Source organism: Mycolicibacterium duvalii (assembly GCF_010726645.1).
Taxonomy (GTDB): Bacteria; Actinomycetota; Actinomycetes; order Mycobacteriales; family Mycobacteriaceae; genus Mycobacterium; species Mycobacterium duvalii.
Genome location: NZ_AP022563.1, coordinates 738469 through 761769 on the forward strand (window position 1 = coordinate 738469; position 23301 = coordinate 761769).

The 23301-nt window shown below is 69.2% G+C and carries 24 protein-coding genes and 2 pseudogenes; 21 read left to right on the top strand and 5 right to left on the bottom strand.

The annotated features are described in order from the left end of the window. Window position 1 precedes the first annotated feature (1 nt). A complete protein-coding gene (locus G6N31_RS03355; protein WP_098003597.1) occupies window positions 2–976 on the top strand; it encodes an alpha-E domain-containing protein in 975 nt (324 codons plus the stop codon). A gap of 1 nt (window position 977) precedes the next feature. Further along, window positions 978–1817 carry a transglutaminase family protein gene (locus tag G6N31_RS03360; RefSeq protein WP_098003596.1) on the top strand — a complete coding sequence of 280 codons (840 nt, stop codon included), beginning with the start codon at window positions 978–980 and terminating at the stop codon, window positions 1815–1817. Here G6N31_RS03360 and G6N31_RS03365 read toward each other — a convergent pair. Continuing rightward, window positions 1801–2661 (bottom strand): ribonuclease Z, encoded by an 861-nt coding sequence (locus G6N31_RS03365; RefSeq protein WP_098003595.1) that lies wholly within the window; start codon window positions 2659–2661, stop codon window positions 1801–1803. The two genes, G6N31_RS03360 and G6N31_RS03365, sit on opposite strands and share 17 nt — an antisense overlap. A gap of 127 nt (window positions 2662–2788) precedes the next feature. On the opposite strand from G6N31_RS03365, the gene G6N31_RS03370 reads away from it, so the two are divergent. The 10 genes from G6N31_RS03370 to G6N31_RS03415 all read left to right on the top strand — a co-directional run bounded on the left by G6N31_RS03370 (window position 2789) and on the right by G6N31_RS03415 (window position 12022). Beyond that, the gene (locus G6N31_RS03370) at window positions 2789–3217 is read left to right on the top strand and encodes a CBS domain-containing protein (RefSeq protein ID WP_098003630.1); all 429 of its coding nucleotides are present in this window, start codon (window positions 2789–2791) and stop codon (window positions 3215–3217) included. A gap of 26 nt (window positions 3218–3243) precedes the next feature. Continuing rightward, the gene (locus G6N31_RS03375) at window positions 3244–3849 is read left to right on the top strand and encodes a GNAT family N-acetyltransferase (protein WP_179964260.1); all 606 of its coding nucleotides are present in this window, start codon (window positions 3244–3246) and stop codon (window positions 3847–3849) included. A 111-nt stretch (window positions 3850–3960) separates the two neighbouring features. Further along, window positions 3961–4305 (top strand): NADH-quinone oxidoreductase subunit A, encoded by a 345-nt coding sequence (locus tag G6N31_RS03380; protein WP_098003593.1) that lies wholly within the window; start codon window positions 3961–3963, stop codon window positions 4303–4305. Beyond that, window positions 4296–5393 carry a hypothetical protein gene (locus G6N31_RS27295; protein WP_098003592.1) on the top strand — a complete coding sequence of 366 codons (1098 nt, stop codon included), beginning with the start codon at window positions 4296–4298 and terminating at the stop codon, window positions 5391–5393. Before G6N31_RS03380 ends, G6N31_RS27295 begins: the two co-directional genes overlap by 10 nt. After that, window positions 5390–6322: an NADH-quinone oxidoreductase subunit H gene (locus G6N31_RS03390; RefSeq protein WP_098003591.1), complete on the top strand. Its 933-nt coding sequence runs from the start codon at window positions 5390–5392 to the stop codon at window positions 6320–6322. The genes G6N31_RS27295 and G6N31_RS03390 overlap by 4 nt, the downstream gene beginning before the upstream one ends. Window position 6323: 1 nt before the next feature. Beyond that, complete coding sequence (locus tag G6N31_RS03395) at window positions 6324–6896, top strand: NADH-quinone oxidoreductase subunit J (protein WP_098003590.1); 573 nt, start codon at window positions 6324–6326, stop codon at window positions 6894–6896. Next, window positions 6893–7195, top strand: a complete 303-nt coding sequence (locus tag G6N31_RS03400; protein ID WP_098003589.1) for an NADH-quinone oxidoreductase subunit NuoK — start codon at window positions 6893–6895, stop codon at window positions 7193–7195. Before G6N31_RS03395 ends, G6N31_RS03400 begins: the two co-directional genes overlap by 4 nt. Window positions 7196–7200: 5 nt before the next feature. Then, on the top strand, window positions 7201–9120 hold the full coding sequence (locus G6N31_RS03405; RefSeq protein WP_098003588.1) for a proton-conducting transporter transmembrane domain-containing protein: 1920 nt from the start codon (window positions 7201–7203) through the stop codon (window positions 9118–9120). Window positions 9121–9123: 3 nt separating this feature from the next. Further along, entirely contained in the window at window positions 9124–10614 is a 1491-nt protein-coding gene (locus G6N31_RS03410; protein ID WP_098003587.1) for a complex I subunit 4 family protein, read from the top strand. A gap of 19 nt (window positions 10615–10633) precedes the next feature. Beyond that, window positions 10634–12022, top strand: coding sequence for an NADH-quinone oxidoreductase subunit N (locus G6N31_RS03415; RefSeq protein ID WP_098003629.1), 1389 nt, complete (start codon window positions 10634–10636; stop codon window positions 12020–12022). Window positions 12023–12055: 33 nt separating this feature from the next. Here G6N31_RS03415 and G6N31_RS03420 read toward each other — a convergent pair whose 3' ends face one another. After that, window positions 12056–12670 carry a type II toxin-antitoxin system PemK/MazF family toxin gene (locus tag G6N31_RS03420; protein ID WP_098003586.1) on the bottom strand — a complete coding sequence of 205 codons (615 nt, stop codon included), beginning with the start codon at window positions 12668–12670 and terminating at the stop codon, window positions 12056–12058. A 107-nt stretch (window positions 12671–12777) separates the two neighbouring features. Between G6N31_RS03420 and lepA the strand changes: the two genes are divergently transcribed. Both lepA and G6N31_RS03430 read left to right on the top strand, forming a co-directional pair. Beyond that, window positions 12778–14628 (top strand): translation elongation factor 4, encoded by a 1851-nt coding sequence (gene lepA, locus G6N31_RS03425; RefSeq protein WP_098003585.1) that lies wholly within the window; start codon window positions 12778–12780, stop codon window positions 14626–14628. Between the two features lie 54 nt (window positions 14629–14682). Further along, window positions 14683–15411, top strand: coding sequence for a sensor domain-containing protein (locus G6N31_RS03430; protein ID WP_179964261.1), 729 nt, complete (start codon window positions 14683–14685; stop codon window positions 15409–15411). On the opposite strand, the pseudogene G6N31_RS03435 reads toward G6N31_RS03430, so the two are convergent. Next, window positions 15412–17364 (bottom strand): annotated as a pseudogene (locus tag G6N31_RS03435) (glycoside hydrolase family 15 protein); the annotation flags it as partial. Window positions 17365–17535: 171 nt separating this feature from the next. On the opposite strand from G6N31_RS03435, the gene G6N31_RS03440 reads away from it, so the two are divergent. The 7 genes and pseudogenes from G6N31_RS03440 to G6N31_RS27810 all read left to right on the top strand — a co-directional run bounded on the left by G6N31_RS03440 (window position 17536) and on the right by G6N31_RS27810 (window position 21837). Further along, window positions 17536–17754 carry a hypothetical protein gene (locus G6N31_RS03440; protein ID WP_098003583.1) on the top strand — a complete coding sequence of 73 codons (219 nt, stop codon included), beginning with the start codon at window positions 17536–17538 and terminating at the stop codon, window positions 17752–17754. A 116-nt stretch (window positions 17755–17870) separates the two neighbouring features. Continuing rightward, window positions 17871–17963, top strand: a complete 93-nt coding sequence (locus G6N31_RS27760) for an Ms4533A family Cys-rich leader peptide (protein ID WP_353961769.1) — start codon at window positions 17871–17873, stop codon at window positions 17961–17963. A 125-nt stretch (window positions 17964–18088) separates the two neighbouring features. Beyond that, window positions 18089–19111 carry a sulfate ABC transporter substrate-binding protein gene (locus tag G6N31_RS03445; RefSeq protein WP_098003582.1) on the top strand — a complete coding sequence of 341 codons (1023 nt, stop codon included), beginning with the start codon at window positions 18089–18091 and terminating at the stop codon, window positions 19109–19111. After that, window positions 19108–19953 (top strand): sulfate ABC transporter permease subunit CysT, encoded by an 846-nt coding sequence (gene cysT, locus G6N31_RS03450; protein ID WP_098003581.1) that lies wholly within the window; start codon window positions 19108–19110, stop codon window positions 19951–19953. The genes G6N31_RS03445 and cysT overlap by 4 nt, the downstream gene beginning before the upstream one ends. After that, window positions 19950–20762, top strand: coding sequence for a sulfate ABC transporter permease subunit CysW (cysW, locus tag G6N31_RS03455; protein WP_098003580.1), 813 nt, complete (start codon window positions 19950–19952; stop codon window positions 20760–20762). Before cysT ends, cysW begins: the two co-directional genes overlap by 4 nt. Window positions 20763–20805: 43 nt before the next feature. Further along, window positions 20806–21459 (top strand): annotated as a pseudogene (locus G6N31_RS27805) (sulfate/molybdate ABC transporter ATP-binding protein); the annotation flags it as partial. A gap of 183 nt (window positions 21460–21642) precedes the next feature. Next, on the top strand, window positions 21643–21837 hold the full coding sequence (locus tag G6N31_RS27810) for a TOBE-like domain-containing protein (RefSeq protein WP_435404848.1): 195 nt from the start codon (window positions 21643–21645) through the stop codon (window positions 21835–21837). A gap of 39 nt (window positions 21838–21876) precedes the next feature. Here the strand turns inward: G6N31_RS27810 and G6N31_RS03465 are convergent, their stop codons facing one another. Beyond that, complete coding sequence (locus G6N31_RS03465) at window positions 21877–22602, bottom strand: sirohydrochlorin chelatase (RefSeq protein WP_098003578.1); 726 nt, start codon at window positions 22600–22602, stop codon at window positions 21877–21879. Continuing rightward, window positions 22581–23291: a phosphoadenylyl-sulfate reductase gene (locus G6N31_RS03470; protein ID WP_276057433.1), complete on the bottom strand. Its 711-nt coding sequence runs from the start codon at window positions 23289–23291 to the stop codon at window positions 22581–22583. Before G6N31_RS03470 ends, G6N31_RS03465 begins: the two co-directional genes overlap by 22 nt. Window positions 23292–23301 lie beyond the last annotated feature (10 nt).

Below are 23301 nucleotides of genomic sequence, written 5' to 3' on the forward strand. Positions count from 1 at the left end.
CATGTTGGCCAGGAACGCCGAATCGCTGTACTGGATCGGGCGCTACGTCGAGCGTGCCGATGACACCGCCCGGATCCTCGACGTCACTGTGCATCAGCTGCTCGAGGATTCCAGCGTCGACCCGGACTGGGCGTCGCGCACGCTGCTGCGGGTGCTCGGCATCGAGCCCCCCGACGAGCCGCTGGACGTGTGGTCGCTGACCGATATCGTGGCGTTCAGCCGCGAGACCTACGGTGGCTGTTCGATCGTCGAAGCCATCTCAGCAGCCCGCGAAAATGCCCGCGGAGCCAGGGAAGTCACGTCGACCGAGATCTGGGAGTGCTTGAACAGCACCTACAACGCACTGCCGGAACGGGAACGCGCCGCCAAGCGGTTCGGACCGCACGAGTTCCTGTCCTATGTGGAGGGCCGCGCCGCGATGTTCGCGGGACTGGCCGATTCGACACTCTCCCGCGATGACGGGTACCGGTTCATGGTGCTCGGGCGGGCCCTCGAGCGGGTGGACATGACGGTGCGTCTGCTGCTGTCGCGCGTCGGGGACAGTGGATCGTCGCCGACGTGGGTGACGCTGCTGCGGTCCGCCGGCGCCCACGACACCTACCTGCGGACCTACCGCGGCGCGCTCGACGCCGGCCGCGTGGTGGAATTCATGCTGCTCGACCGCTTGTTCCCGCGCTCGATCTTCTACTCGCTCAAGCTGGCCGAGCACAGCCTCGACGAACTGCTCAAGCGTCCGCACGGGCGCCTCGGCGCCACGGCCGAGGCGCAGCGACTGCTCGGCCGGGCCCGCAGTGAGCTCGAGTTCCTGCAGCCCGGAGCGGTGGTGGACACTCTGGAAACGCGGCTGGCGGGACTGCAGAATACCTGCTTCGAGGTCGGAGAAGCGTTGGCGCTGCAGTATTTCCACTCCGCGCCCTGGGTGGCATGGACCGACGCCGGCCACGACGCGCTGGTGATCGAGGAAGGGGAGATCTGACATGTGGCGGATGCGGGTGGTGCACTCGACGGGCTACGCGTACAAGTCGCCGGTGACGGCGTCGTTCAATGAGGCCCGGTTGACGCCGCGATCGGACTCCCGGCAGAACGTCATCCTCAACCGGGTCGAGACGGTGCCGGCGACCCGGAACTACCGCTATGTCGACTACTGGGGCACCGCGGTGACCGCGTTCGACCTGCACGCACCGCACACCGAGCTCGAGGTCACCGCCTCGTCGGTGGTCGAGACCGACGCGCCGGAGGAACCCAAGGCCAAGGTGACGTGGTCGGATCTGGCCACCGACGCCGCGGTCGACAAATACGACGAGGTGCTCGCTCCGACGCACTACGCGCCGGCCAGCAAGCGCATCGAGCGGGTGGGCCGCAAGATCGCCAAGTATCACGAACCCGCCGAGGCGGTGATCGAGGCGGCGCGCTGGGCGCAGGGCGAGCTGGAGTACGTGCCCGGCACCACCGGCGTGCACACCTCGGGCGTGGAGGCGCTGCGGGAAGGCAGGGGCGTCTGTCAGGACTTCGCCCACCTGACACTGATGGTGTTGCGCGGCATGGGGATACCGTCGCGCTACGTCTCGGGCTACCTGCACCCCTCACGTGACGCCACGATCGGTGACACCGTCGACGGGCAGAGCCACGCCTGGATCCAGGCGTGGACCGGCGAATGGTGGCATTACGACCCCACCAACGACGCCCACATCAACGAGCAGTACATCAGCGTCGGGGTGGGACGGGACTACGCCGACGTCAGCCCGCTCAAGGGCATCTACTCCGGTGAGGGTTCCACCGACCTCGACGTGATCGTCGAGATCACCCGGCTGGCTTAGCGCCCACCCCCGGGTGCACCTGCACCCGGTGCAGGTCGTCTCCGATCTCGATCTGACGGTCGAACACGGTCGCCGCCAACGCGCGCCAGTCCTCCTCCTGGCCCGGCTGAATCGCCGGGACATAGTGGGTCAGGATGAGGATGCCGACCCCGGCGCGGGCCGCGGTGTCGGCGGCCTGCTCGACCGAGGAGTGGTAGCCGCAGATGTCGCGCAGCCGCTGCATCGGCAGGGCTTCGATGAGGTCCTCGCGGATCACCGTGTGCACGAGCGCGCCTGCGCCGGCCGCCAGCTCGTCGAGGGACTGGCACGGCACGGTGTCTCCAGCGAGTACGACCGACGCCCCACCGTGCTCGACCCGGAAGCCGATGCTCGGGGTGACCGGGCGGTGGTCGGTGGGACCGACCCGGATTTGCACGCCGTCGCGACCCCACACCACGCCGTCGGCCACCTCTTCGATCTCGACCTGCGGGGGCGCGGTCAGGTCGTCGTGGTGCGAGATGCGGTAGCCGATGTCGAAGCGCATCGCGGCCAGCGTGCTCTCCACGACCTCGGCGATCCCGGGCGGACCGATGATCGGCAACGGCGGCAGGTTCGGATCGAAGTTCGACACCCAGCGCGTGATGAGCACGTCGGCGAGGTCGGCGATGTGGTCGCTGTGCAGGTGGGTGATCAGCAGCGCCGTGAGGTTGTTGGCGCCGACCCCGACGGCCGCGGCTCGCTGCAGCACCCCGCGGCCGCAGTCGACCAGGAAGATCTGTTCGCCCGCGCGGACGAGCGTGGACGGACCGGCGCGGCGGGCATCGGGAATCGGGCTGCCGGTGCCGAGAAGAGTCACTTCGATCATGAGGCTCACATATACCGGGAAGCCCGCGGCGCAGGGCGAAATTGACGCAGCCGAGGGGTTGGCTGGCGCACCCGAAGGGATCTAGCCTGGTGTGACCGGGTGTGAGCTGGATCACCAGGAGGGTTTCATGCGAATCGCCGACGTGCTGCGCAACAAGGGTCACTCCGTAGCCACCGTCACGCCGGAGACCTCCGTCTCCGGCCTGCTCAACGAACTGACCGTGCACAACATCGGTGCGATGGTCGTCGTCTCCCCGGACGGAGTGCTGGGCATCGTGTCCGAGCGCGACGTCGTGCGCAAGCTCCACGAGATCGGCGCCGAACTGCTGCTGCGGCCGGTGTCGGAGATCATGACCGCGTTGGTCGCGACCTGCTCACCCGACGATTCGGTCGACAGCCTGGCGGCGTTGATGACCACCAACCGGGTCCGGCACGTGCCGGTGATGGTGGCGGGGCGGTTGGCCGGCATCGTGAGCATCGGCGACGTCGTCAAGACCCGGATGGAAGAGCTCGAACACGAACACCAGCAATTGCAGGCTTACATCACCCAGGGCTGAGGGTCCTGCGGCGTAGTCTGCCCGTGATGACGATCGATGTCGCGCCTGCGCGCCGCGCCGAGGTGAAATCGCTGGCGCGGGTGCTCGGCCGGGCGTTCTACGACGATCCGCTGATGACGTGGATGATGCCCGACGACGCGCGTCGCGCCCGGGCGCTGCCACGGATCTTCGCGGCCATGACCCGGCATCACTTCCTGGCCGGCGACGCGACCGAAGTCGCCGGCCGCGACGGCGGTCTCGGGGCCGCGGCGCTGTGGGATCCGCCCGGCCGGTGGCGGCAGACCCCGCGCGAGGAACTGCGCATGATGCCGGCGTTCCTGCTGGCGATGGGGCGGCAGGTGGGCCGAGGTCAGGCGATGGCGGACCTGATGAAGAAGAACCACCCCGAAGAGCCGCACTGGTACCTCGCCGTGATCGGCAGCGACCCGACAGTCCGCGGGGCGGGGTTCGGACAGGCACTGATGCGTTCCCGGCTGGATCGCTGCGACGCCGAGGGCGCCCCCGCCTACCTGGAGTCGACGAAGGAATCCAACATCGGCTACTACATGCGGTTCGGGTTCGAGGTGACCGGCGAGATCAGGATGCCCGACGACGGCCCGCCCATCTGGCCGATGTGGCGGGCGCCGCGGTAGGCAGTGGGCTGCGGCAGTTGCGGGCGCGCGGAGGAGCGGCCCGACCGACCGTTTAGAAACAGCCGGCCGGGGAACCTTGTGCCGGTCCCCGAGTAGACAGGAGCCGCCCGGATGTACACCGGCATCGCAGCGATGCTCGGCGTATCTCTGCTCGGCATCCTCACCCTCTACGGGCTGCACCGGATCACCGCGGTAGCGCCGGCGGCGCTGGTGTCGCTGCCGTTTCAGTCGGGCTGGCGACCCGAGGAGCACGCCCTGTCGCGGTACCACGTCCGCTGGTATCCGGCGACGCTGGTGTTTCTGGCCTTCGACGTCGAGATGCTGTTCATGTACCCGTGGGCGGTTGTGGTCGCCGAACGCGGCGCCGGCGCCGTGGTCGAGATGTTCATGTTCCTCGGTGCCCTGTTCGTCGCGGTGGCGTGGGCCTGGCGCGAGGGAGCGTTGCGGTGGGTGTGAGGCGGGCGCTGGCGCAGCTGGCGGTGCGGCGGGCCCACGTGCTGATCGTGGAGGTGCCCGGGCACTGGAGCACCCGCGCTGCGCTACAACGACGTCTATCGACCCGCGGCTGGCGGGAGGCGACCGCCCCGGCCGACGCCGACGTCCTCGCGGTGTGCGGAGCGCCCGGCCCCGAACTGTCCGAACTGATCGACGCGGTGTGGGAGCAGCTGCCCGGTCCTCGGTGCCGCATCGACGTCGCCGAAGCCAGTCACGTCGATGCGGCTCTGGACCGCGCCACCGCCGAGTTGCTGGGCAGCGCCGAACAGCGCCGTGACGCCCGGAACCGGCTGCAGCGTCCCGACCTCGGCGACGCGAACGAGGACCACGAGGACATGGACCACGAGGACATGGATCACGGCGACATGGAGATGGCGCCGGAAGGCATCCCGCTCGCCCAGGGCGACGATGACCGCGACGGGCTGGAGATGGACGTGCTGCATGTCCGGCTGGGTCCCGTGCTCTCCCACTGGCCGGCGGGTCTGGTGCTGCGCTGCACCCTCAGCGGTGACGTCGTGACCGCCGCCGATGGCTGGGTCGTCGACGGCATCGCCCGCAGCCCCGTGGCCGGTGCAGCCGGCCTGAACACTGCCGCGCGCCAGTGTGACCATCTCGACGATCTCTTCGCCCTGGCCGGCATGCCCCGCGACGCCGCCGCCGCGCGACGCTGCCGTGATCTGTTGCTCGACGAGCACGGCGACGACACCGCGGCGCGGCTGCTGTCGGAGATGCACCGCAGGGTGCGGCGGTCCCGGCCGCTCCGGTGGGTGTTACGCGACATCGCACCGTTGACGGCGGACTATCTCGAGGCGCGGGGGTTGCCGGCCGACCTTGCCGGCGACACCCACACCCGGATGCTGACCCGGCTTCGGATCACCGCCGAGCATGCCTCGCACCGAACGCCGGCCACCGCGTCGACGGTGGAGCCTCAGCGTCTTCTCGAGGTGCTGCCCGAGATGGTGCGGGGCCTGGACCTGGCCACTGCGCGACTGGCCGTCGCCGGTCTGGGCGTCGAGACGGCGGTGCCAGCCGAGGCCGGTGCGTCATGACGGCGGACCCGGTCACGCAGGTGCCTGCCGTGTGGGTGGTGGCCGCCGCGGCCCTGCTCGCCGCGTTCGGCTATTACGCCGCGGCGCTCGACGGGGGCATGAGCGTCCGTCGCACCGCGACCTCGGCGCTGTCGGCGCCGCTGCTGGAGACCGCACGGTTGCTGCGACAACGCCGCCGGGTCACCCCTGCGGCGGACCGGCTGCTGTGGCGCGTCGGGGGAGCGGGGCTGCTCGTCGTTGCACTGCTGATGATCACCGTGGTGCCGCTCGGGGCGTGGACGTTGTTCGACGTCGACGTCGGTGTCGTGTGGTTCAACGCGCTGGACGTCATGGTGTGGGCCTTGGTGTGGCTGGCCGGGTGGGGCGCAAATTCCGTCTACTCCCTCGTCGGCGGCTACCGGTTCCTGGCGCAGGCCCTCGGCTACGAGCTGCCGTTGATGTTCGCCCTGGTGGCACCGGTGATCGCCGCGCAAAGCCTGCACGTCGGCACCGTCGCGGCCGCCCAGCAGGGGCTCTGGTTCGCGGTGTGGATGCCGGTCGCGTTCGGCGTGTACTGCCTGACCGTGGCCGGCTTCTCGGTGTGGGGCCCGATGGCGGCGGCGTTGGGTGCCGACGTCGCCGGGGGCGCCGGCGCCGAACTCTCCGGTGTGGACCGGCTGCTGTTCGCCGCCGGCCGTTACGCGCTGCTCGCCGCGGGCGCCGCGTTCGCAGTCCCGCTGTTTCTGGGTGGCGGAGCCGGACCGGCGTTGCCAGGCTGGCTGTGGGTGATCGTGAAAACTCTTGCGCTGCTGACTGTTCTGGTCTGGGTGCGGCGACGCATCCCGTTGCTGCGGCCGGACAAGTTCATGGAGTTCGGATGGCTGGTGCTGCTGCCCCTGGTGCTGGTGCAGGACCTGGTGGTCGCCGCCGTCGCTGTGGGGAGGAGTTGAGATGAGCGTCGACGTGTCCGACATCGTCTTCTGGGTGACCGCGGTCATCGCGGTGGCCGCCGGCGCCGCCGTGTTCATCGTCGACTCGATGGCGCGCGCCACCTATGCGCTGGCGGCGTCGTTCGTCGCGGTCGGAGTCGCGGTGCTGTTGCTGCAGCAGAACTACGTCGGGGTCATCGTCATCTTGATGATGGTCATGGAGATGGCCGTGATGGCCGTCTACATGGTCATGTTCATGGGAATGAACCCGGCGCTGATGCCGATGAGCATGGTGCACGGCAAGCTGCTGTCCCTGGGCATCGCGATCGGCACCTTCGTGGCACTGGCGATTGGCATCCTGCTTGTCGACTGGCCGCAGCGCCGGGGTTCGCCGCCGGCCGACGTCACCGCCGCGCTCGGCGATGCGCTGATGGGTCCCAAGATGCTGGCGATGGTGGTGATTAGCCCGGTGATGGTCGCGACCATCGTCGGCGGGGTGGTGCTCGCCACCCGGCGCACCCGCTACGACCGGTTCGGTGACGACCTCAAACAGCGTCCCGCGCGTGATCCGCAGCCTGGCGGTGTGGGCCGATGACGCTGCAGACGATTCTGCTCGTGGCCGCGGCCGTGTTCTGCGTCGGCCTCTACGGAGCGTTGTCCCAGCAGGTCGTCGTGATGGTGATGATGGGTCTGGAGTTGATGATCAACGCCGTCATCCTCGCCGCCGCGGCGTTCTGGTGGTTTCTGGCCCCCGACCCAACCGGTCAGGTGCTGCTGATGGTGATCATCGCGGCGATGACTGTCGAGATGGCGATGGGTTTCGCGGTCGCTACGCTGCTGCACCGCGACCGGCAGGCCGACATGACCGACATGGCCACGGATCTGTCGGGCTGACCACGATGTCATCAATCGGGCAATGGTCGCTGTGGGCGCTGCTGTGTCTCCCGGCCGTCGCGGGTGCCGGACTGTTGCTCGCCCATCTGGGCCGGCCGGGTGCCGAGCGGGTCCCCGCGGCGGTCTCGATCGCGGTGTCGACGGCGGTGAGCGCGTTGGCGGTCGTGGTGGCCGTGACCCGGCCGGCGGTGAGCGCGCCGTTCATCGCGGGGGCCGACTTCGCGGTGCGCGTCGACGGCCTGGCCGCGGTCGTCGTACCGGCAGTCGCGGTGACGACGTTGCTGGTGCTGATCTTCGCCGCAGGTGACCGCGCCGTGGCGGGCGGCCGATTTCACGGCCTCATGCTGGTGTTCGCCGCCGCGGCGATGGTGACCGCAACCGCTGCGACGCTGCCGGCGCTGCTGCTGGCCTGGGAGGTGATGGGCGCAGCGTCCTACGCGTTGATCGGCTACCGCTGGCGAGATGAGCACCGCGTCGCCGCGGGGTTGACGGCATTCGTGACGACCCGCACTGCGGACCTGGGGCTCTATCTGGCTGCGGGTGCCGCGTTGGCGGGCGGCGCCGGCCTGGTGCTGGCGGATCTGCCGGAGGCGTCGCCCGGCTGGCGGCATGTGATCGCGGCGGGTGTGTTGGTGGCCGCGCTCGGCAAGGCCGCGCAGCTGCCGTTCTCGTTCTGGCTCGCCCGCGCGATGGAGGGCCCGAGCCCGGTCAGCGCGTTGCTGCACTCGGCGGCGATGGTGGCGATGGGGGCCTATCTGCTGCTGCGGGTGGGCCCGCTGCTCGAGGCCACCGGGTGGGCTGACACCGCGGCGGCGTGGCTGGGCGCGACGACAGCGCTGCTGCTCGGGGTGGTCGCGCTCGCTCAATCCGACTTCAAACAGCTGCTCGCCGCGTCCACTGCGGCGCAACTGGGCTTCGTCGTGATGGCCGCGGGTCTGACGGCCGTGGCCGGCGGCGCCGCCCAACTCCTCGCGCACGCCTTCACCAAGGCCGGCCTCTTCTTGGCCGCCGGTGCCTGGTTGGCGTTGCTGGGGAGCAAGCGGCTCAACGACCTGCGCGGGGCGGGGCGACGCTGGCCGCTCGTCGGCGTCACCGCGGGTGTCAGCGCTCTGGCCCTGGCGGGGGTTGCGCCGCTGTCGCTGTGGGCGACCAAGGACGCCGTGCTGGCCGTCGCGCTCGAACACTCACCGTGGCTGTATGCGGCGGGGTTGGCCGCCGCGGCGCTGTCAGCCGCCTACGCCGCCAAGATTCTGCTGGTGATCTGGCGTCCCGCACCCGGCGCTGTGGGACCACCAGAACCCGGTTCGCTGAGCATGTTCGAACGGATCCCGCTGATCGTCCTGGCTGCCGGTGCCGCACTCGCCGGTGGGCTGGCGCTACCGCCGGTCGGTCCACGGCTGGCCGAGTTCGTCGGTGGCCGAGCCTCGCATGCGGGGGTCGCCGAGTTGACCGCCTCGGCCGTGCTCGCCGCCGTGGTGGTGCTGGCCGTGCTGCGCTGGGGGGCGCCCGAACCGCGGTGGGCGGCGGGCTGGCTGGGGATGGAGAAGCTGGCCCACCTTGTCGTCGTGACCAAGGTCCTGCGGCTCGCGCATCTACTCGCCGCGTTCGACGACCGGGTCCTCGACCGCGCCCCCTCGGCAGTCACCGGGGCGACGCGGCGACTGTCCGAGGTCGCCGAAGCGTTCGACGACCGATTCCTCGACCGGGCGCTCCAGGCCTGCGCGGCGGGCACCGTGGCCACCAGCCGCTGGGCGGCGCGGATCGACACCGCGGCCGTCGACGGGGCCGTCGAACGGAGCGCCGCGCTGACGCGGCGGCTCGGTGCGTCGGCCCGAAAGCCGCAGACGGGCCTGCTGCATCAGTACTACGCGGGCGCCTTCGTTGTCTTCCTGCTTGCCGTCCTGTTCCTGATCGTCGTGAGGTGACCTGTGCTCAGTGTCGTCGTGTTCCTCCCGCTGGCCGCCGCGCTGGTGCTGCTGGCGGTGCCCGCGCTGACCGACACCGCGGTGCGCTGGGCGTGGCTGGCGGTCACCGTCGTCGAGGTCGCGCTGATCGCATGGCTGTGGGCGCGGTTCGACGCCCCCGGCCCCAACGCGTTGGCCTTCGAGGAGCAGGTGCCCTGGATCCCCGGCGTCAACAGCAGCTACCACATCGGCGTGGACGGGTTGTCACTGCCGCTGATCGCGATGACCGCCGTGATCTTCGCGGCCTGCGCCGGCTACAGCCTGCGCGACACCGACCGACCGCGGCCGCAGGCGGCGCTCTTCTGCTTCCTGCAGACGGTGAGTCTGGGCCTGTTCGTGTCCGCGGACCTGATCCTGTTCTTCCTGTTCTTCGACTTGTCCATCGTCGCCATGTATTTCGTCATCGCGGGGTGGGGCCACGGCAACCAGGGCCGCTCGGCGATGAAGTTCTTCCTCTACACGTTCCTGGGTTCGCTGGCGTTGCTGGTCGGATTCATCGGCCTCTACGTCGCGGCCGACCCGCACACGTTCGACATGGTGGAACTGACCGCGGCCACGCCGCTGGCCGACAGCCCACTGGTCGGCGCGCTGGTGCTGGCCGCGATCCTGCTCGGGCTGGCCGTCAAAACCCCCACGTTCCCGTTCCACACCTGGCTGCCGCCCGCGCACACCGATGCCCCGGCGATCGGTTCGGCGGTACTGGCCGGCGTGCTGCTGAAGATGGGCACCTACGGCTTCGTGCGCATCGCGATGCCGATGCTGCCGCAGGCATGGCAGGACTGGGCGCCGGTGATCATCGGCGTCGGGGTGGTGTCGGTGCTCTACGGGGCCCTCGTCGCGCTGGCCCAGGATGACCTCAAACGGATGATCGCCTACACCTCGGTCAACCACATGGGCTACATCGTGCTCGCGGTCGGCGCCGCCGGTCTGACCGCGGCGGGCACCACCCAGGCGCGGGAGATCGCCGTCACCGGCGCGGTGACCCAGATGGTCAGCCACGGGCTGATCACCGGCGCACTGTTTCTGTTGGCGGGGGTCTTCCATGCCCGCACCGGCAGCTACTCGATCTCCGACTACGGTGGATTGTCCAGCCGCGCACCCAAACTCGCGGCTCTGTTCGCGGTCGGGGCGTTCGCGTCGCTGGGGCTGCCGGGGTTCTCCGGCTTCATTGCCGAGTTCCAGATCTTCACGGGCAGTATCGCCGCGGCCCCCGTCACCGCAGTCGCCCTGCCGGGGATCGTGATCACTGCCGCGCTGTTCCTGCGTGCCTTTCAGCGGGTGTTCACCGGTGCGCCGCAGGGCCGCTCCGCCGGCTTCGTCGACCTGCGTGGTAGCGAATTGTGGCCGGTGGCTTCCTTGTTGACGCTGTCCGTCGTGATCGGGCTGCTGCCCCGCGTGCTGCTTGACACCATCGAACCCGCCTCCGATGCGCTCATCGCGCTTGTCGGGAGGTGACGTGAACCCCCACTCCGGAATGCACCTGGTGCTGATGCTGCCCGAAATCCTGGTGTTCGGTGCGGGTCTGGCGGTGCTCATCGGCGGTTCGTTCCTGGCGCGCGCACACCAGTGGTGGGGGCGGGTCGTCGCCGCGGCGGCGCTGTGCGGGGCGGCCGTCGTGGCCGCGGTTCAGCTCGCCGGACCGGACCGGACCGCGTTCGACAGCACGTTCGCGGTGGACACGCCGACCGGGGTGGCGCGCATCGTCGCGGCCGTGGGGGCGCTGCTGGTGCTGGCCGTGGCGGGTGACGAGATCAGCGGCGCGGAACGGGAAAGCGAGACCTACGCGCTGGTGTTGTTCGCCACCGCGGGTGTCCTGGTGCTGGCCGGCGCCGACGACCTGCTCGTGCTGGCGGCCGGCTACCTGCTCGCCAGCATCCCGCTGTATGCGCTGATCGGGCTGGCCCGCACCCCCGCCGGCGCCGAGGCCGCGATGAAGACCTACCTGTTGGGTGCCCTGTTCGGGATCCTGCTGCTGCTCGGTGTCACTGTTCTGTACGCCGTCACCGGCAGCAGCTGGTATCCGGCGGTGGCCGCCGAACTCGATGCCGCCCCGGCGGGCCCGGTGGCGGCGGGGGCGATCGGTGTGCTCGGCGGCCTGCTGTTCAAGGCCGGTGGAGTGCCGGCGCACTTCTGGGTGCCCGACGCCGCGCAGGCCGCGTCGGGCACGGTGGCGATGTTCGTCACCACGGTCCCCAAGATCGGCGCTGTGCTGGCGCTGTACCGGCTGGTGACTGTGCTGCCCGACACCATCGCCTGGTCGTTGCTGATCGCGCTGTTCGCCGTGGTGAGCATGACACTGGGCAACCTCGCCGCGTACTGGCAGAACGACCCGCGGCGGCTGCTGGGCTGGTCGACGGTCAGCCAGGTCGGCTACTTGTTGGTGCCGCTCGCAGTCGTCGGGCGAAGCGATCTGGCGGTGCCGGCGCTGCTGTTCTATCTCGCTGCTTACACCGTCACCAACAGCGCTGCGTTCGCGGTGTCCACGGCGCTCCCCGACCGGCGCGAATTGGACGCCTACCGCGGGCTGGTGTCGGCGCGGCCGTGGTTGGCCGTCGCGCTGGCGGTGGCCCTGCTCGGTCTGCTCGGCACGCCGCCGACCGCGGTGTTCGTCGGAAAGCTGACCATCGCCGGCGCCGCGTGGGAGGGCGCCCTCGCGTGGCTGGCGGTTGCGGTATTCGTCAACACCCTGGCCAGCCTGTTCTACTACCTGCGCTGGATCATCCCGGCGTTCCGGCGCGCCGGTGACCGCGTCGAGGTGTTCGCGGCCCGACGGTGGTCGGCGCCCACAGCGGTCGGCGCGGCGGGGCTGAGCCTGGCGCTGGGCGTCGGCGCCGGCGCGGCGTGGACGGTGCTCACCGGCTGACGGGGCGCCCTACCGCGGGGCCGGCGCAGCCCGTCAGCTCCACGAGTAGTCGGCCCGCAATCTCGCGGCGACCACCTCGAACACCTCGCGGGCCAGGATGGCACCTTCGCGCCGAATCCCCTCCTCGGGCACATCGAGCACCCGGTCCAACCGCACCCAGCTGGGCCGCCCGTCGTAGTCCCAGTTGCCCGCGCCGATGCCGACCCAGTTCGGCTCACCGTCGTGATGCTCACGGCTGGACAGCATCAGGCCAAGCAGGATGTGGCGGTCGCGGCCGACCACCAACACCGGCCGGTCCTTTCCCTGGCTGGGATCGTCTTCGTAGACCACCCAGGTCCACACCACCTCGCCGGGGTCAGCGCGGCCGTCGAGGTCGGGGGAGTAGGTGACGCGGCGAGCACGGTGTGCGGTCGGGACGAAGTTGCGCGACACCGGTCGGCCCGCGGGCAGCGCCGGTTGCGCGGCCGGGGCCTGGCCGGCGGCGAGGACGTCGAGACCGAGCCGGATGCCCTGGGCGATGCCGCGCTGCAGCGTCTCCGAGCGCTGCAGCTGACGGACGAGCTTGGGCGCCTCGTTGAACACGAGGTTCTCGGTGTTCTTCAACAGGAAACGCTGAAACGACTTCAGATAGCCCGATGATGGCGCCATACCCGCCAAGCATAGGGGTGCCCGGCCCGCTCGATTGTGTCGCGAGCGGACCGGCTCGCTAGGCTGGATGAGCCTGACCAGGCCGCGGAAACCACGTTCACCAGGAGATTCCCATCAGCAGCTTCGCCGACAAGACGTTCACTGCGCCGGCGCAGATTCGGAACTTCTGCATCATCGCCCACATCGACCACGGCAAGTCGACGTTGGCCGACCGGATGCTGCAGCTCACCGGGGTGGTCGACGAACGCTCGATGCGGGCTCAGTACCTCGACCGGATGGACATCGAACGCGAACGCGGCATCACCATCAAGGCGCAGAACGTGCGATTGCCGTGGAAAGTCGGGGACGAAGAGTTCGTCCTGCACCTGATCGACACCCCCGGCCACGTCGACTTCACCTACGAGGTCTCCCGCGCCCTGGAGGCCTGCGAAGGCGCGGTCCTGCTCGTCGACGCCGCGCAGGGCATCGAGGCGCAGACGCTGGCGAACCTGTATCTGGCGCTGGACCGCGATCTGACCATCATCCCGGTGCTCAACAAGATCGACCTGCCCGCCGCCGACCCCGAGCGCTACGCCGGTGAGCTTGCCCACATCATCGGCTGCGAGCCGTCGGACGTGCTGCGGGTGTCGGGTAAGACCGGCGCCGGCGTGGCCGAGCTGCTCGACGAGGTCGTACGGCAGGTGCCGGCGCCGACCGGGGACGCCGACGCCCCTGCCCGCGCGATGATCTTCGACTCCGTCTACGACATCTACCGCGGCGTCGTCACCTACGTCCGCGTGGTGGACGGCAAGATCACGCCGCGCGAGCGCATCAAGATGATGTCCACCGGGGCGACCCACGAACTGCTCGAGGTGGGCATCGTCTCGCCCGAGCCGAAGGCCTCCGACGGTCTGGGCGTCGGCGAGGTCGGCTACCTGATCACCGGGGTGAAAGACGTCCGTCAGTCCAAAGTCGGCGACACCGTCACCACCGCCCGCCACGGCGCCGCCGAGCCGCTGACCGGATACCGCGAACCCAGACCGATGGTGTACTCCGGCCTGTATCCGGTCGACGGGTCGGACTACCCGGTGCTGCGCGACGCGCTCGACAAACTGCAGCTCAACGACGCCGCCCTGACCTATGAGCCGGAGACGTCGGTGGCGCTCGGCTTCGGGTTCCGATGCGGCTTCCTGGGCCTGCTGCACATGGAGATCACCCGCGAACGCCTCGAGCGCGAATTCAACCTGGACCTGATCTCCACCTCGCCGAACGTCGTCTACCGCGTCATCAAGGACGATGGAACCGAGCTGACCGTCACCAACCCGTCGGACTGGCCGGAAGGCAAGGTGCGCAGCGTCTTCGAGCCCATCGTGAAGACGACGATCATCGCGCCCAGCGAATTCATCGGCACCATCATGGAACTCTGCCAGTCCCGGCGCGGCGAGCTCGGCGGCATGGACTACCTGTCACCTGAACGCGTCGAGCTGCGCTACACGTTGCCGCTCGGCGAGATCATCTTCGACTTCTTCGACTCGCTGAAGTCGCGCACCCGCGGCTACGCCAGCCTCGACTACGAGGAGGCCGGCGAGCAGGAGGCGGCGCTGGTCAAAGTCGACATCCTGCTGCAGGGCGAAGCGGTCGACGCGTTCAGCGCGATCGTCCACAAAGACAGTGCCGCGGCATACGGCAACAAGATGACCACCAAACTCAAAGAACTCATTCCGCGCCAGCAGTTCGAGGTGCCGGTGCAGGCCGCCATCGGCTCGAAAATCATTGCGCGCGAGAACATCCGGGCCATCCGCAAGGATGTGCTGTCCAAGTGCTACGGCGGTGACATCACCCGCAAGCGCAAGCTGCTCGAGAAGCAGAAGGAAGGCAAGAAGCGGATGAAGACCATCGGCCGGGTCGACGTCCCGCAGGAGGCGTTCGTCGCGGCGCTGTCGACCGAGGCCGCGTCGGACAAGCCCGCCAAGAAATAGCGGACTCCGACCGAACCGGTCGCGCGGTGCGGCCGGGCGTGCTACTGAAGTCATATGTCGGGGAAGCTCGCGGCCGTGGCCGCCACCGCCGCCGTGTGCCTGGCCACCGCGGGTTGCGCAGGCGCCCCCGTCGATCACCGGCCGACCGTTCGAATCGCCGAGGCCGCCCAGCCCTCCCCGGCGCTCCCGCTGGGCACCTTCCTGCCCAGCGCGCAGGAGCTGGCAGCAGAACTGGGCACCGGGGTCGCGGGACTGCTGGGACGCCCGGTCGAGGGGGACGCCGCCATGTTGCTGCGCAGTGTCGGTGACGCCGACGTTGTCCCCGCCGACTGCGTCAGCGCCGCCTACCGGTTGCAGAACGTCGTTTACGACGACAGCCCGGTGCAGTCGGTGGCCACCAACACCTGGGCCGGCGGCGGATTCGACGGTCCGCCCGTGACGGGCTATTTCGGCATCGTGCAGATGGCCTCGGCGAGCGCGGCACAGGAATTCTTCGCCACCCTGACCGAGGCCTGGCGGCGGTGCAACGGTCAGACGCTGGCCCGGCACCAGCTCGAGGAACTGAGCCGGATCACCGACGTCACTTTCGACCGGCGGGTGGTGTCGGCCAGCATCCTGCACGCCTCACGCGGTGCGGCGGCTCCGGACGGGCGGCGTGCGGTCGGGCTGGCCGGAGACTGCATCGTCGAGGTCGAGCTCACCGACCCGCGCCCCACCGGCGACCCGCGCGGTGCGGTGGGTGTCGCGGACCTGATGCTCGACAAGATCGCCGCGCACCGCTGATCAGACCGGGGCGTTGGCCGGCTGGAAGTTGCCGGAGCTGTCGGCTTCCTCCTCGGCGCGGATCACGTGCACCACCGCGTTGATCAAGGCCAGATGGGTGAACGCCTGCGGGAAATTGCCCAGGTGGCGGCCGGTGCGCGGCTCGATCTCCTCGGCGTAGAGGTGCAGCGGGCTCGCGAAGCCCAGCAGCCGTTCGCACAGGTGCTTGGCCCGTTCGATCTCGCCGATCTCCACCAGCGCCGACACCAGCCAGAACGAACAGATGGTGAAGGTGCCCTCCTCGCCGGAGAGTCCGTCGTCGGTTTCCTCCACGCGGTAACGCAGCACCAGGCCGTCCTCGGTGAGCTCCTCGGCGATGGCCAGCACCGTCGCCCGGATCCGCGGATCATCGGGCGGCAGGAACCGCGTCAGCACCGCCAGCAGCAGCGACGCGTCCAGCGCGTCGTCGCCGTACCGCTGGGTCAGCACACCGCGGGCGTCCACGCCGTGGGTGAGTACGTTGTCCTTGATCTCGTCGGCGACCGCCCTCCACTGCTGCGCGTAGGACTTCTCGCCCTCCAGTTCGGCCAGCTTGGCGCCGCGGTCCAGCGCAACCCAGCACATGATCTTGCTGGACGTGAAGTGCTGGGGTTCGCCGCGCACCTCCCAGATTCCGCGGTCGGGCTCGCGCCAATGCTTGATCGCCTCTTCGACCTGTTCCTTGAGAACCGGCCACAGGGTCTCGGGAATCTGTTCCCGAGACTTGGTGTGCAGGTACACCGAGTCGAGCATGGTGCCCCAGATGTCGTGCTGCATCTGGTTGTAGGCGCCGTTGCCGATCCGTACCGGACGGGAGTTGTCGTAGCCCGACAGGTGGTTGAGTTCCTCTTCGACCAGGCTGCGTTCACCGCCCACGCCGTACATCACCTGCAGCGGGTGACGTTGACCGTTGTTGGCCCCCGAGACGTCGGCGATGAACGCGAAGAAGTCGTCGGCCTCGCGGTCGAGGCCCAACGTGTAGAGCCCCCACAGCGCGAACGTCGAATCCCGCACCCACGCATAGCGGTAGTCCCAGTTGCGTTCGCCCTGCGGGGTTTCCGGCAGCGACGTGGTCGGGGCAGCCAGCAGCGCGCCGGTCGGGGAGTAGGTCAGCCCCTTCAGCGTCAGCGCGCTGCGCTGCAGATAGGCCCGCCAGGGGTGGTCGGGGAAATCGCCGACGTTGATCCACTGGCGCCACGCTTCGCTGGTCTTCCACATCTTGTCGGCGGCTTCTTCGTAGTTCTGCGGGGCCGGGTGTTTGGACCAGCTCAACGCGACGAACACGTTGTCGCCCTCTTTCAGGCGTGTGCGGGCGCGGGCCTCGCGGCCCTCCAGCCCGATCCGCAGGTTGGTGGTCAGCCGCAGCGTCGGGTGGGAGTCCGGGTTCTTGGTCGCCCGCGCGATCGCCTCGCCGTAGGCCTGCGCGGAGTACTCCCAGCCGGCGCTGGTGCGGTGGTAGTCGAACGACGGCTCGCAGCTCATCACGAGCTCCACGGTGCCGCTGACACAGCGCACCGTGCGCAGCAGGATGTGCTCGGCGTCCCAGTCCATCGGCGTGCGCCGGTGCGTCCGCGACCGGGTTTCCAGGTCGTGCCACGGCCCCATCACCAGCGCGTCGCGCACGATCAACCAGCCGGTGTGGGTTTGCCACGTTGTCTCCAGGATCAGGCTGCCGGGCAGGTAGCGGCGGGCCGCGGGCACCGACACCCCATACGGCCCGAGCCGGAAGTGCCCGGCGCCGCGGTCCAGGATCGCGCCGAACACGCTCGGCGAATCCGGCCGCGGGACGCACATCCACTCCACCGATCCCGCGGACGAGATCAGACACGTCGTCTCGCAGTCGGACAAAAACGCGTAGTCGGCGATCGGCGGGAACGGGTTCCGCAGCGGACCGGCCGAGTGATAGGGCGTCGGGGTGGCCAGGGTCAGCGCGGACCCGCCGGCCCGACCACCGTTGTGGGACGTGTCGCCTGACATCTCGGACTGCTGCACAACCATTTGCTCATCATCGACTGCCGACCGCCGTGGCGTCTACCGCGGGGTGCTGCGAAGCTGAGAAAGCGGCGGTAGCGGCATCGCCATCGGGCCGGCGCATAGGCTGGCCGGGTGGACGGGTTGCTCAGTTGGTGGGACGGAGTCGAGCTGTGGCTCTCGGGTCTGCCGTTCGTGGCGCAGACCGCCGTGGTGATGCCGGTGGTGCTGGCCCTGGCCTACGGGGTGGCCGTGCTGCTCGACATCGTGTTGGGACACGGAATCCGGCTGCGTCGACAGGCACGCCGCAGCGGTGCGCGTGCGAGGACCGAGACAACCGGAGGGGATCGATGAGCGGGATGCCGCGGTCGCGGGTGACGCTGGTGCTGGTGGCATTGATCGTCCTGGTCATCGTGATGTGGCTGTTCACGCGGTGAGAGATCAGCGACGGTTCTGTTATTGTTCGCGCCATGCAATCGGCGTCCGGCAACAAGAGCGGCCACATCGTGGCCCTCATCGCCGTGGGTTTGTCTGCCGTTGCTGATGTCTGCTGTTGTCGCTGATCCCCGCCCGTTCGCGGTTCCGGTGTCGGTGACGGCTGTGGCGTGATGACCGCTTGCAGCCCGGCATACCTTCCGGCCCTCCCGGCGAACGGATTCACACCCGTCCGAACGTCGAGAGGTTCTGCATGCACACTTTCGTGAAATTCCCGAAGCGTTGGCGGTCCGTGGCCGCGCTCGTGCTGTCGGCCACGCTGGTGGCCGGCTGCGCCGGCGGCGCCAGCGACGAACCGGGCGGCGACGGCACCGGTGCCGCAGACACCACGCTGACGTTGGTGGCGTTCGCCGTGCCGGAGCCCGGCTGGTCCAAAGTGGGCCCGGCCTTCGCCGCCACCGGGGACGGCGAGGGGGTCGCGGTCACCGGCTCCTACGGCGCCTCGGGCGATCAGTCCCGTGCCGTGGAGTCGGGCAAACCTGCCGACATCGTGAACTTCTCCGTCGAACCCGACATCACGCGCCTGGTCGAGGCCGGCAAGGTCGACCAGAACTGGAACGCGGGGGTGACCAAGGGCATCCCGTTCGGCTCGGTGGTCAGCTTCGCGGTGCGGCCGGGCAATCCGAAGAACATCAGGGACTGGAATGACCTGCTGCAGCCGGGTCTGGAGATCATCACGCCGAGCCCGCTGAGTTCCGGTGCGGCCAAGTGGAACCTGCTCGCGCCGTACGCCTGGGCGTCCAAGGGCGGGCAGGACCGTCAGGCCGGAATCGACTTCGTCACCAGATTGGTCACCGAGCATGTCCGGTTGCGTCCCGGCTCCGGCAGGGAGGCCACCGATGTGTTCAAACAGGGCACCGGCGACGTACTGCTGGCCTACGAGAACGAGGCGCTCAACTTCGACCTGGACTACGTCAACCCGCCGCAGACCTTCAAGATCGAGAACCCGGTTGCGGTGGTCAACACCAGCAAGCACCCGGACACGGCGACCGATTTCCTGAATTACCAGTACACCGCCGAAGCGCAGAGGTTGTGGGCCGAGGCCAACTTCCGCCCGGTCGATCCCGCCGTGCTCGCGGACTTCGCCGACAAGTTCCCGGCACCGGAGAAGCTGTGGACGATCGACGACCTGGGCGGCTGGGAGCAGGTCGACACCGAACTGTTCGACAAGGACAACGGCACCATCACCAAGATCTACAAGCAGGCCACGGGATGACCTCGGGGCTCGAGCCGGCCGTGGGGCCGTCGCCGGGCCTCCGGCGCGGCCGGTACGGCAACACCTCACTGCGGGTCGGGGCCGCCACCATGTGGCTGTCGCTGATCGTGCTGTTGCCGCTGGCGGCCATCCTGTGGCAGTCCGCCGGCGGCGGCGTCGACGCGTTCTGGTCGGCGGTCTCGTCCCCGTCTGCGATCGCCTCACTGCGGGTGACGCTGATCATCTCGGTCGGGGTCACCGTGGTCAACGCGTTCTTCGGGTTGCTGGTCGCCTGGGTCCTGACCCGCGACGAATTTCCGGGCAAGCGTCTGGTCGACGCGGTGATCGACCTCCCGTTCGCGTTGCCCACGATCGTCGCGAGCCTGGTCATGCTGGCGCTGTACGGCCCGAGCAGCCCGGTCGGCATCCACTTGCAGCACACCCGCTGGGGGGTCGGGATCGCACTGCTGTTCGTCACGTTGCCGTTCGTGGTGCGCTCGGTGCAACCGGTGCTGCTTGAACTCGACCGCGAGGTCGAGGAGGCCGCGGCGTCGTTGGGCGCCAACAACTTCACGATCCTGACCAAGGTGATCCTGCCGGCGCTGCTGCCGTCGCTGCTGTCCGGAGCCGGTCTGGCGTTCTCCCGGGCGATCGGCGAGTTCGGGTCGGTGGTGCTCATCGGCGGAGCGATACCCGGCGAAACCGAGGTGTCGTCGCAGTGGATCCGAACCCTCATTGAGAATGACGACCGCGTCGGTGCCGCGGCGATATCGATCGTGCTGCTGGCGATCTCGTTCACGATCCTGTTCATTCTGCGCGCCATCGGTTCGCGGGCCGCCCGAAGGGAGCAGACGCAAGAGTGACGCTGTCCCCCGTGATGCGCCACCTGGTTCGGTGGGTGGCCTTGGCCTACGTCGCGATCCTGGTGGCGGTGCCCGTCGGGCTGATTCTGTGGCGCACCTTCGCACCCGGGATCGGCGCGTTCGTCGAATCCATCTCCACCCCCGCGGCGATCTCGGCATTGAACCTGTCGCTGCTGGTGGTCGCGATCGTCGTGCCGCTCAATGTGCTTTTCGGGGTGCCCACGGCTTTGGTCCTGGCGCGCAACAGGTTCCGCGGTAAGAGCGTGCTGCAGGCCGTCATCGACCTGCCGTTCGCGGTATCGCCGGTGGTCGTCGGTGTGGCGTTGATCCTGTTGTGGGGTTCGGCCGGATTGTTCGGGTTCGTCGAGAACAGCCTCGGGTTGCGCATCATCTTCGGTCTTCCCGGCATCGTCCTGGCCAGCATCTTCGTCACCGTCCCGTTCGTGATCCGCGAGGTGGAGCCGGTGCTGCACGAGATCGGCACCGACCAGGAGGAGGCTTCGGCGACGCTGGGCGCCCAGTGGTGGCAGACGTTCTGGCGGATCACGCTGCCCTCGATCCGGTGGGGCCTGACCTACGGTGTGGTGCTGACCGTGGCCCGCACCCTCGGCGAGTTCGGTGCGGTCCTGATGGTCGCGGCGAACCTGCCGGGTTCGTCGCAGACCCTGACCCTGCTGGTGCACGACCGCTACACCCGCGGCGCCGAATACGGCGCCTATTCCATCTCCACCCTGTTGATGACGGTCGCCGTGTTGGTGCTCGTCGCCCAGGTGGTGCTCGACGCCCGCAGCAGCCGGCGGACAGAATGAGGAGTCTCGAAACGTGGGGAGCGCAGGGCCCGTGACCGATGCGATGATCACCGTCCGCGGTGCCAACAAGCGCTACGGCGATTTCGCCGCGCTCGACGACGTCGACTTCGAGGTTCCGGCCGGGTCGTTGACCGCACTGCTGGGTCCGAGCGGGTCGGGCAAGTCGACGCTGCTGCGCGCGATCGCCGGGCTGGACCAGCCCGACACCGGCACGATCACGATCAACGGCCGCGACGTCACCAACGTGCCGCCGCAGAAGCGCGGGATCGGCTTCGTGTTCCAGCACTACGCCGCGTTCAAGCACCTCACCGTCCGGGAGAACGTCGCGTTCGGCCTGAAGATCCGCAAGCGGCCGAAGGCTGAGATCACCGAAAAGGTCGACAACCTTCTGGAGGTGGTGGGGCTGGCCGGTTTTCAGACCCGGTACCCCAACCAGCTCTCCGGTGGTCAGCGTCAACGGATGGCGCTGGCGCGCGCGTTGGCGGTCAGCCCGGAGGTGTTGCTGCTCGACGAGCCGTTCGGCGCGCTGGACGCGAAGGTCCGCGAGGACCTGCGCGCGTGGCTGCGCCGCTTGCACGACGAGGTGCATGTCACCACGGTTCTCGTGACTCACGACCAGCAGGAGGCGCTCGACGTGGCCGACCGGATCGCGGTGCTCAACAAGGGCCGCATCGAGCAGGTGGGCGCTCCCGGTGATGTGTACGACACACCGGCCAACGCGTTCGTGATGTCATTCCTCGGTGCGGTGTCCGCGCTGAACGGCGCACTCGTGCGCCCACACGACATCCGCGTGGGACGCACCCCCGAGATGGCCGTGGCCACCAGCGACGACTCGGTGCAGGCCACCGGGGTGACCCGGGCCAGGGTCGACCGCATCGTCATGCTGGGCTTCGAGGTGCGGGTGGAGCTGACCAACGCCGCCACCGCCACTCCGTTCACCGCGCAGATCACGCGCGGCGACGCCGAGGCGCTGGGGCTCAAGGAGGGAGACACGGTGTACGTGCGCGCCACGCGGGTACCGTCGCTGCCCGACGGGGTCACAGTCGAGTCCCTGACCAACCCGCGGCCGGCCTGAGCCGGGTTCGCCGCTACGCGGCCTGAGCCGGATTCGCCGCTACGCGGCGGCGGGCAGCGCGAGCGCCGCATCGAAGCGATCCAGCACGGTCTCGGCGACCTGGCGGTGTGCCCCCAGTGGTGCCGACATCGGAATATTTTGTGCCGCGGCGAATTCCGCGACGCGGTCGGTGATCCGGCCGTGCGCCAGGAACCACGGCGCGATGACCAGCCGGGTGGCGCCGCGCTGACGCAGGGCGGCCGCGGCCTGCGCGAGGCTCGGCTGCGGGCCGGTGGCGAACGCGGTCGTGGCTGTCCAGTGTGTGGTCAGGGTCAGTTCCCGGGCGACGGCGGCGGTGCGGGCGTTGGCCTCCGGACGCGACGATCCCACCGCGGTCACCAGCACCCCGACCCGCGAGTCCAGGCGAGGCACCCCCGCGTGCTCGAGCCGCTGCCGCAGTACGTGAATCAACCGGTCGTCCTCGCCGAGCACCTCGGACTGCCGGGCGACCACTCCGGATTCGGCGATCATCGTGGGAATGTCGACGCGGGCGTGGTACGCGTCGGCCAGCAGCAGAGGCACCACCACCGCGTGGCCTGGCCGCACTGCCCCCAGGACGTCCCGCAGGTTCGGTGAACTCTTCTCGCAGAACGCCACTCGGATGTCCAGCCCGGGTCGCAGCCGGCGCGCACACTCCGCGATCGCCGCGACGGTGCGCGCCGAGCGGGGGTCGGCGCTTCCGTGCGCGGTGAGCACCAGGGTGGTCACGAGGCGTGCAGCCCGCATTCGATCTTGCCCTGACCGGCCCACCGTCCGCTGCGCGGATCGGCGCCGGCTGCCGGCTTACGGGTGCACGGTGCGCAGCCGATCGACGGATAACCTTCGTCGACAAGCGGATTCACCAGCACCCCGTGGGTGTCGATGTAGGTCTGCATGTCCTCGTCGGTCCACGCCGCCAGCGGGTTGATCTTGACCAGGCCGAACCCCGCGTCCCAGCTGATCAATGGTGCGTTGGCCCGAGTCGGCGCCTCGACCCGACGGATGCCGGTGACCCAGGCCGAGTATCCGTGCAGGGCCTTGGACAGCGGTTCGACCTTGCGCAGCCGGCAGCATTCGTTCGGGTTGCGCTCGAACAGGTTGCGGCCCAGCGCAGCGTCCTGCTCGGTGACCGTGTGCTCGGGACGCACGTTGACGACGTTGACGTCGTAGACGGCTTCGACGGCGTCGCGCGTGCCGATGGTCTCGGCGAAGTGGTAGCCGGTGTCGAGGAACAACACGTCCACACCCGGCCGCACCTGCGCGGCCATATGTACCAGCACCGCATCCTGCATGTTCGAGGCCACGATGTACCCGGATCCGCTCGGCAGCCCGCCGAAGTTCTCGTCGGTCCATGCCAGCAGCTGCTCGGCAGTGGCGTTCGGACCGAGCTCGGCGGCGCCGCGTTCGGCAAGCTGCTGCAGGTCGGTATCGGTCAGCGTCTCAGTC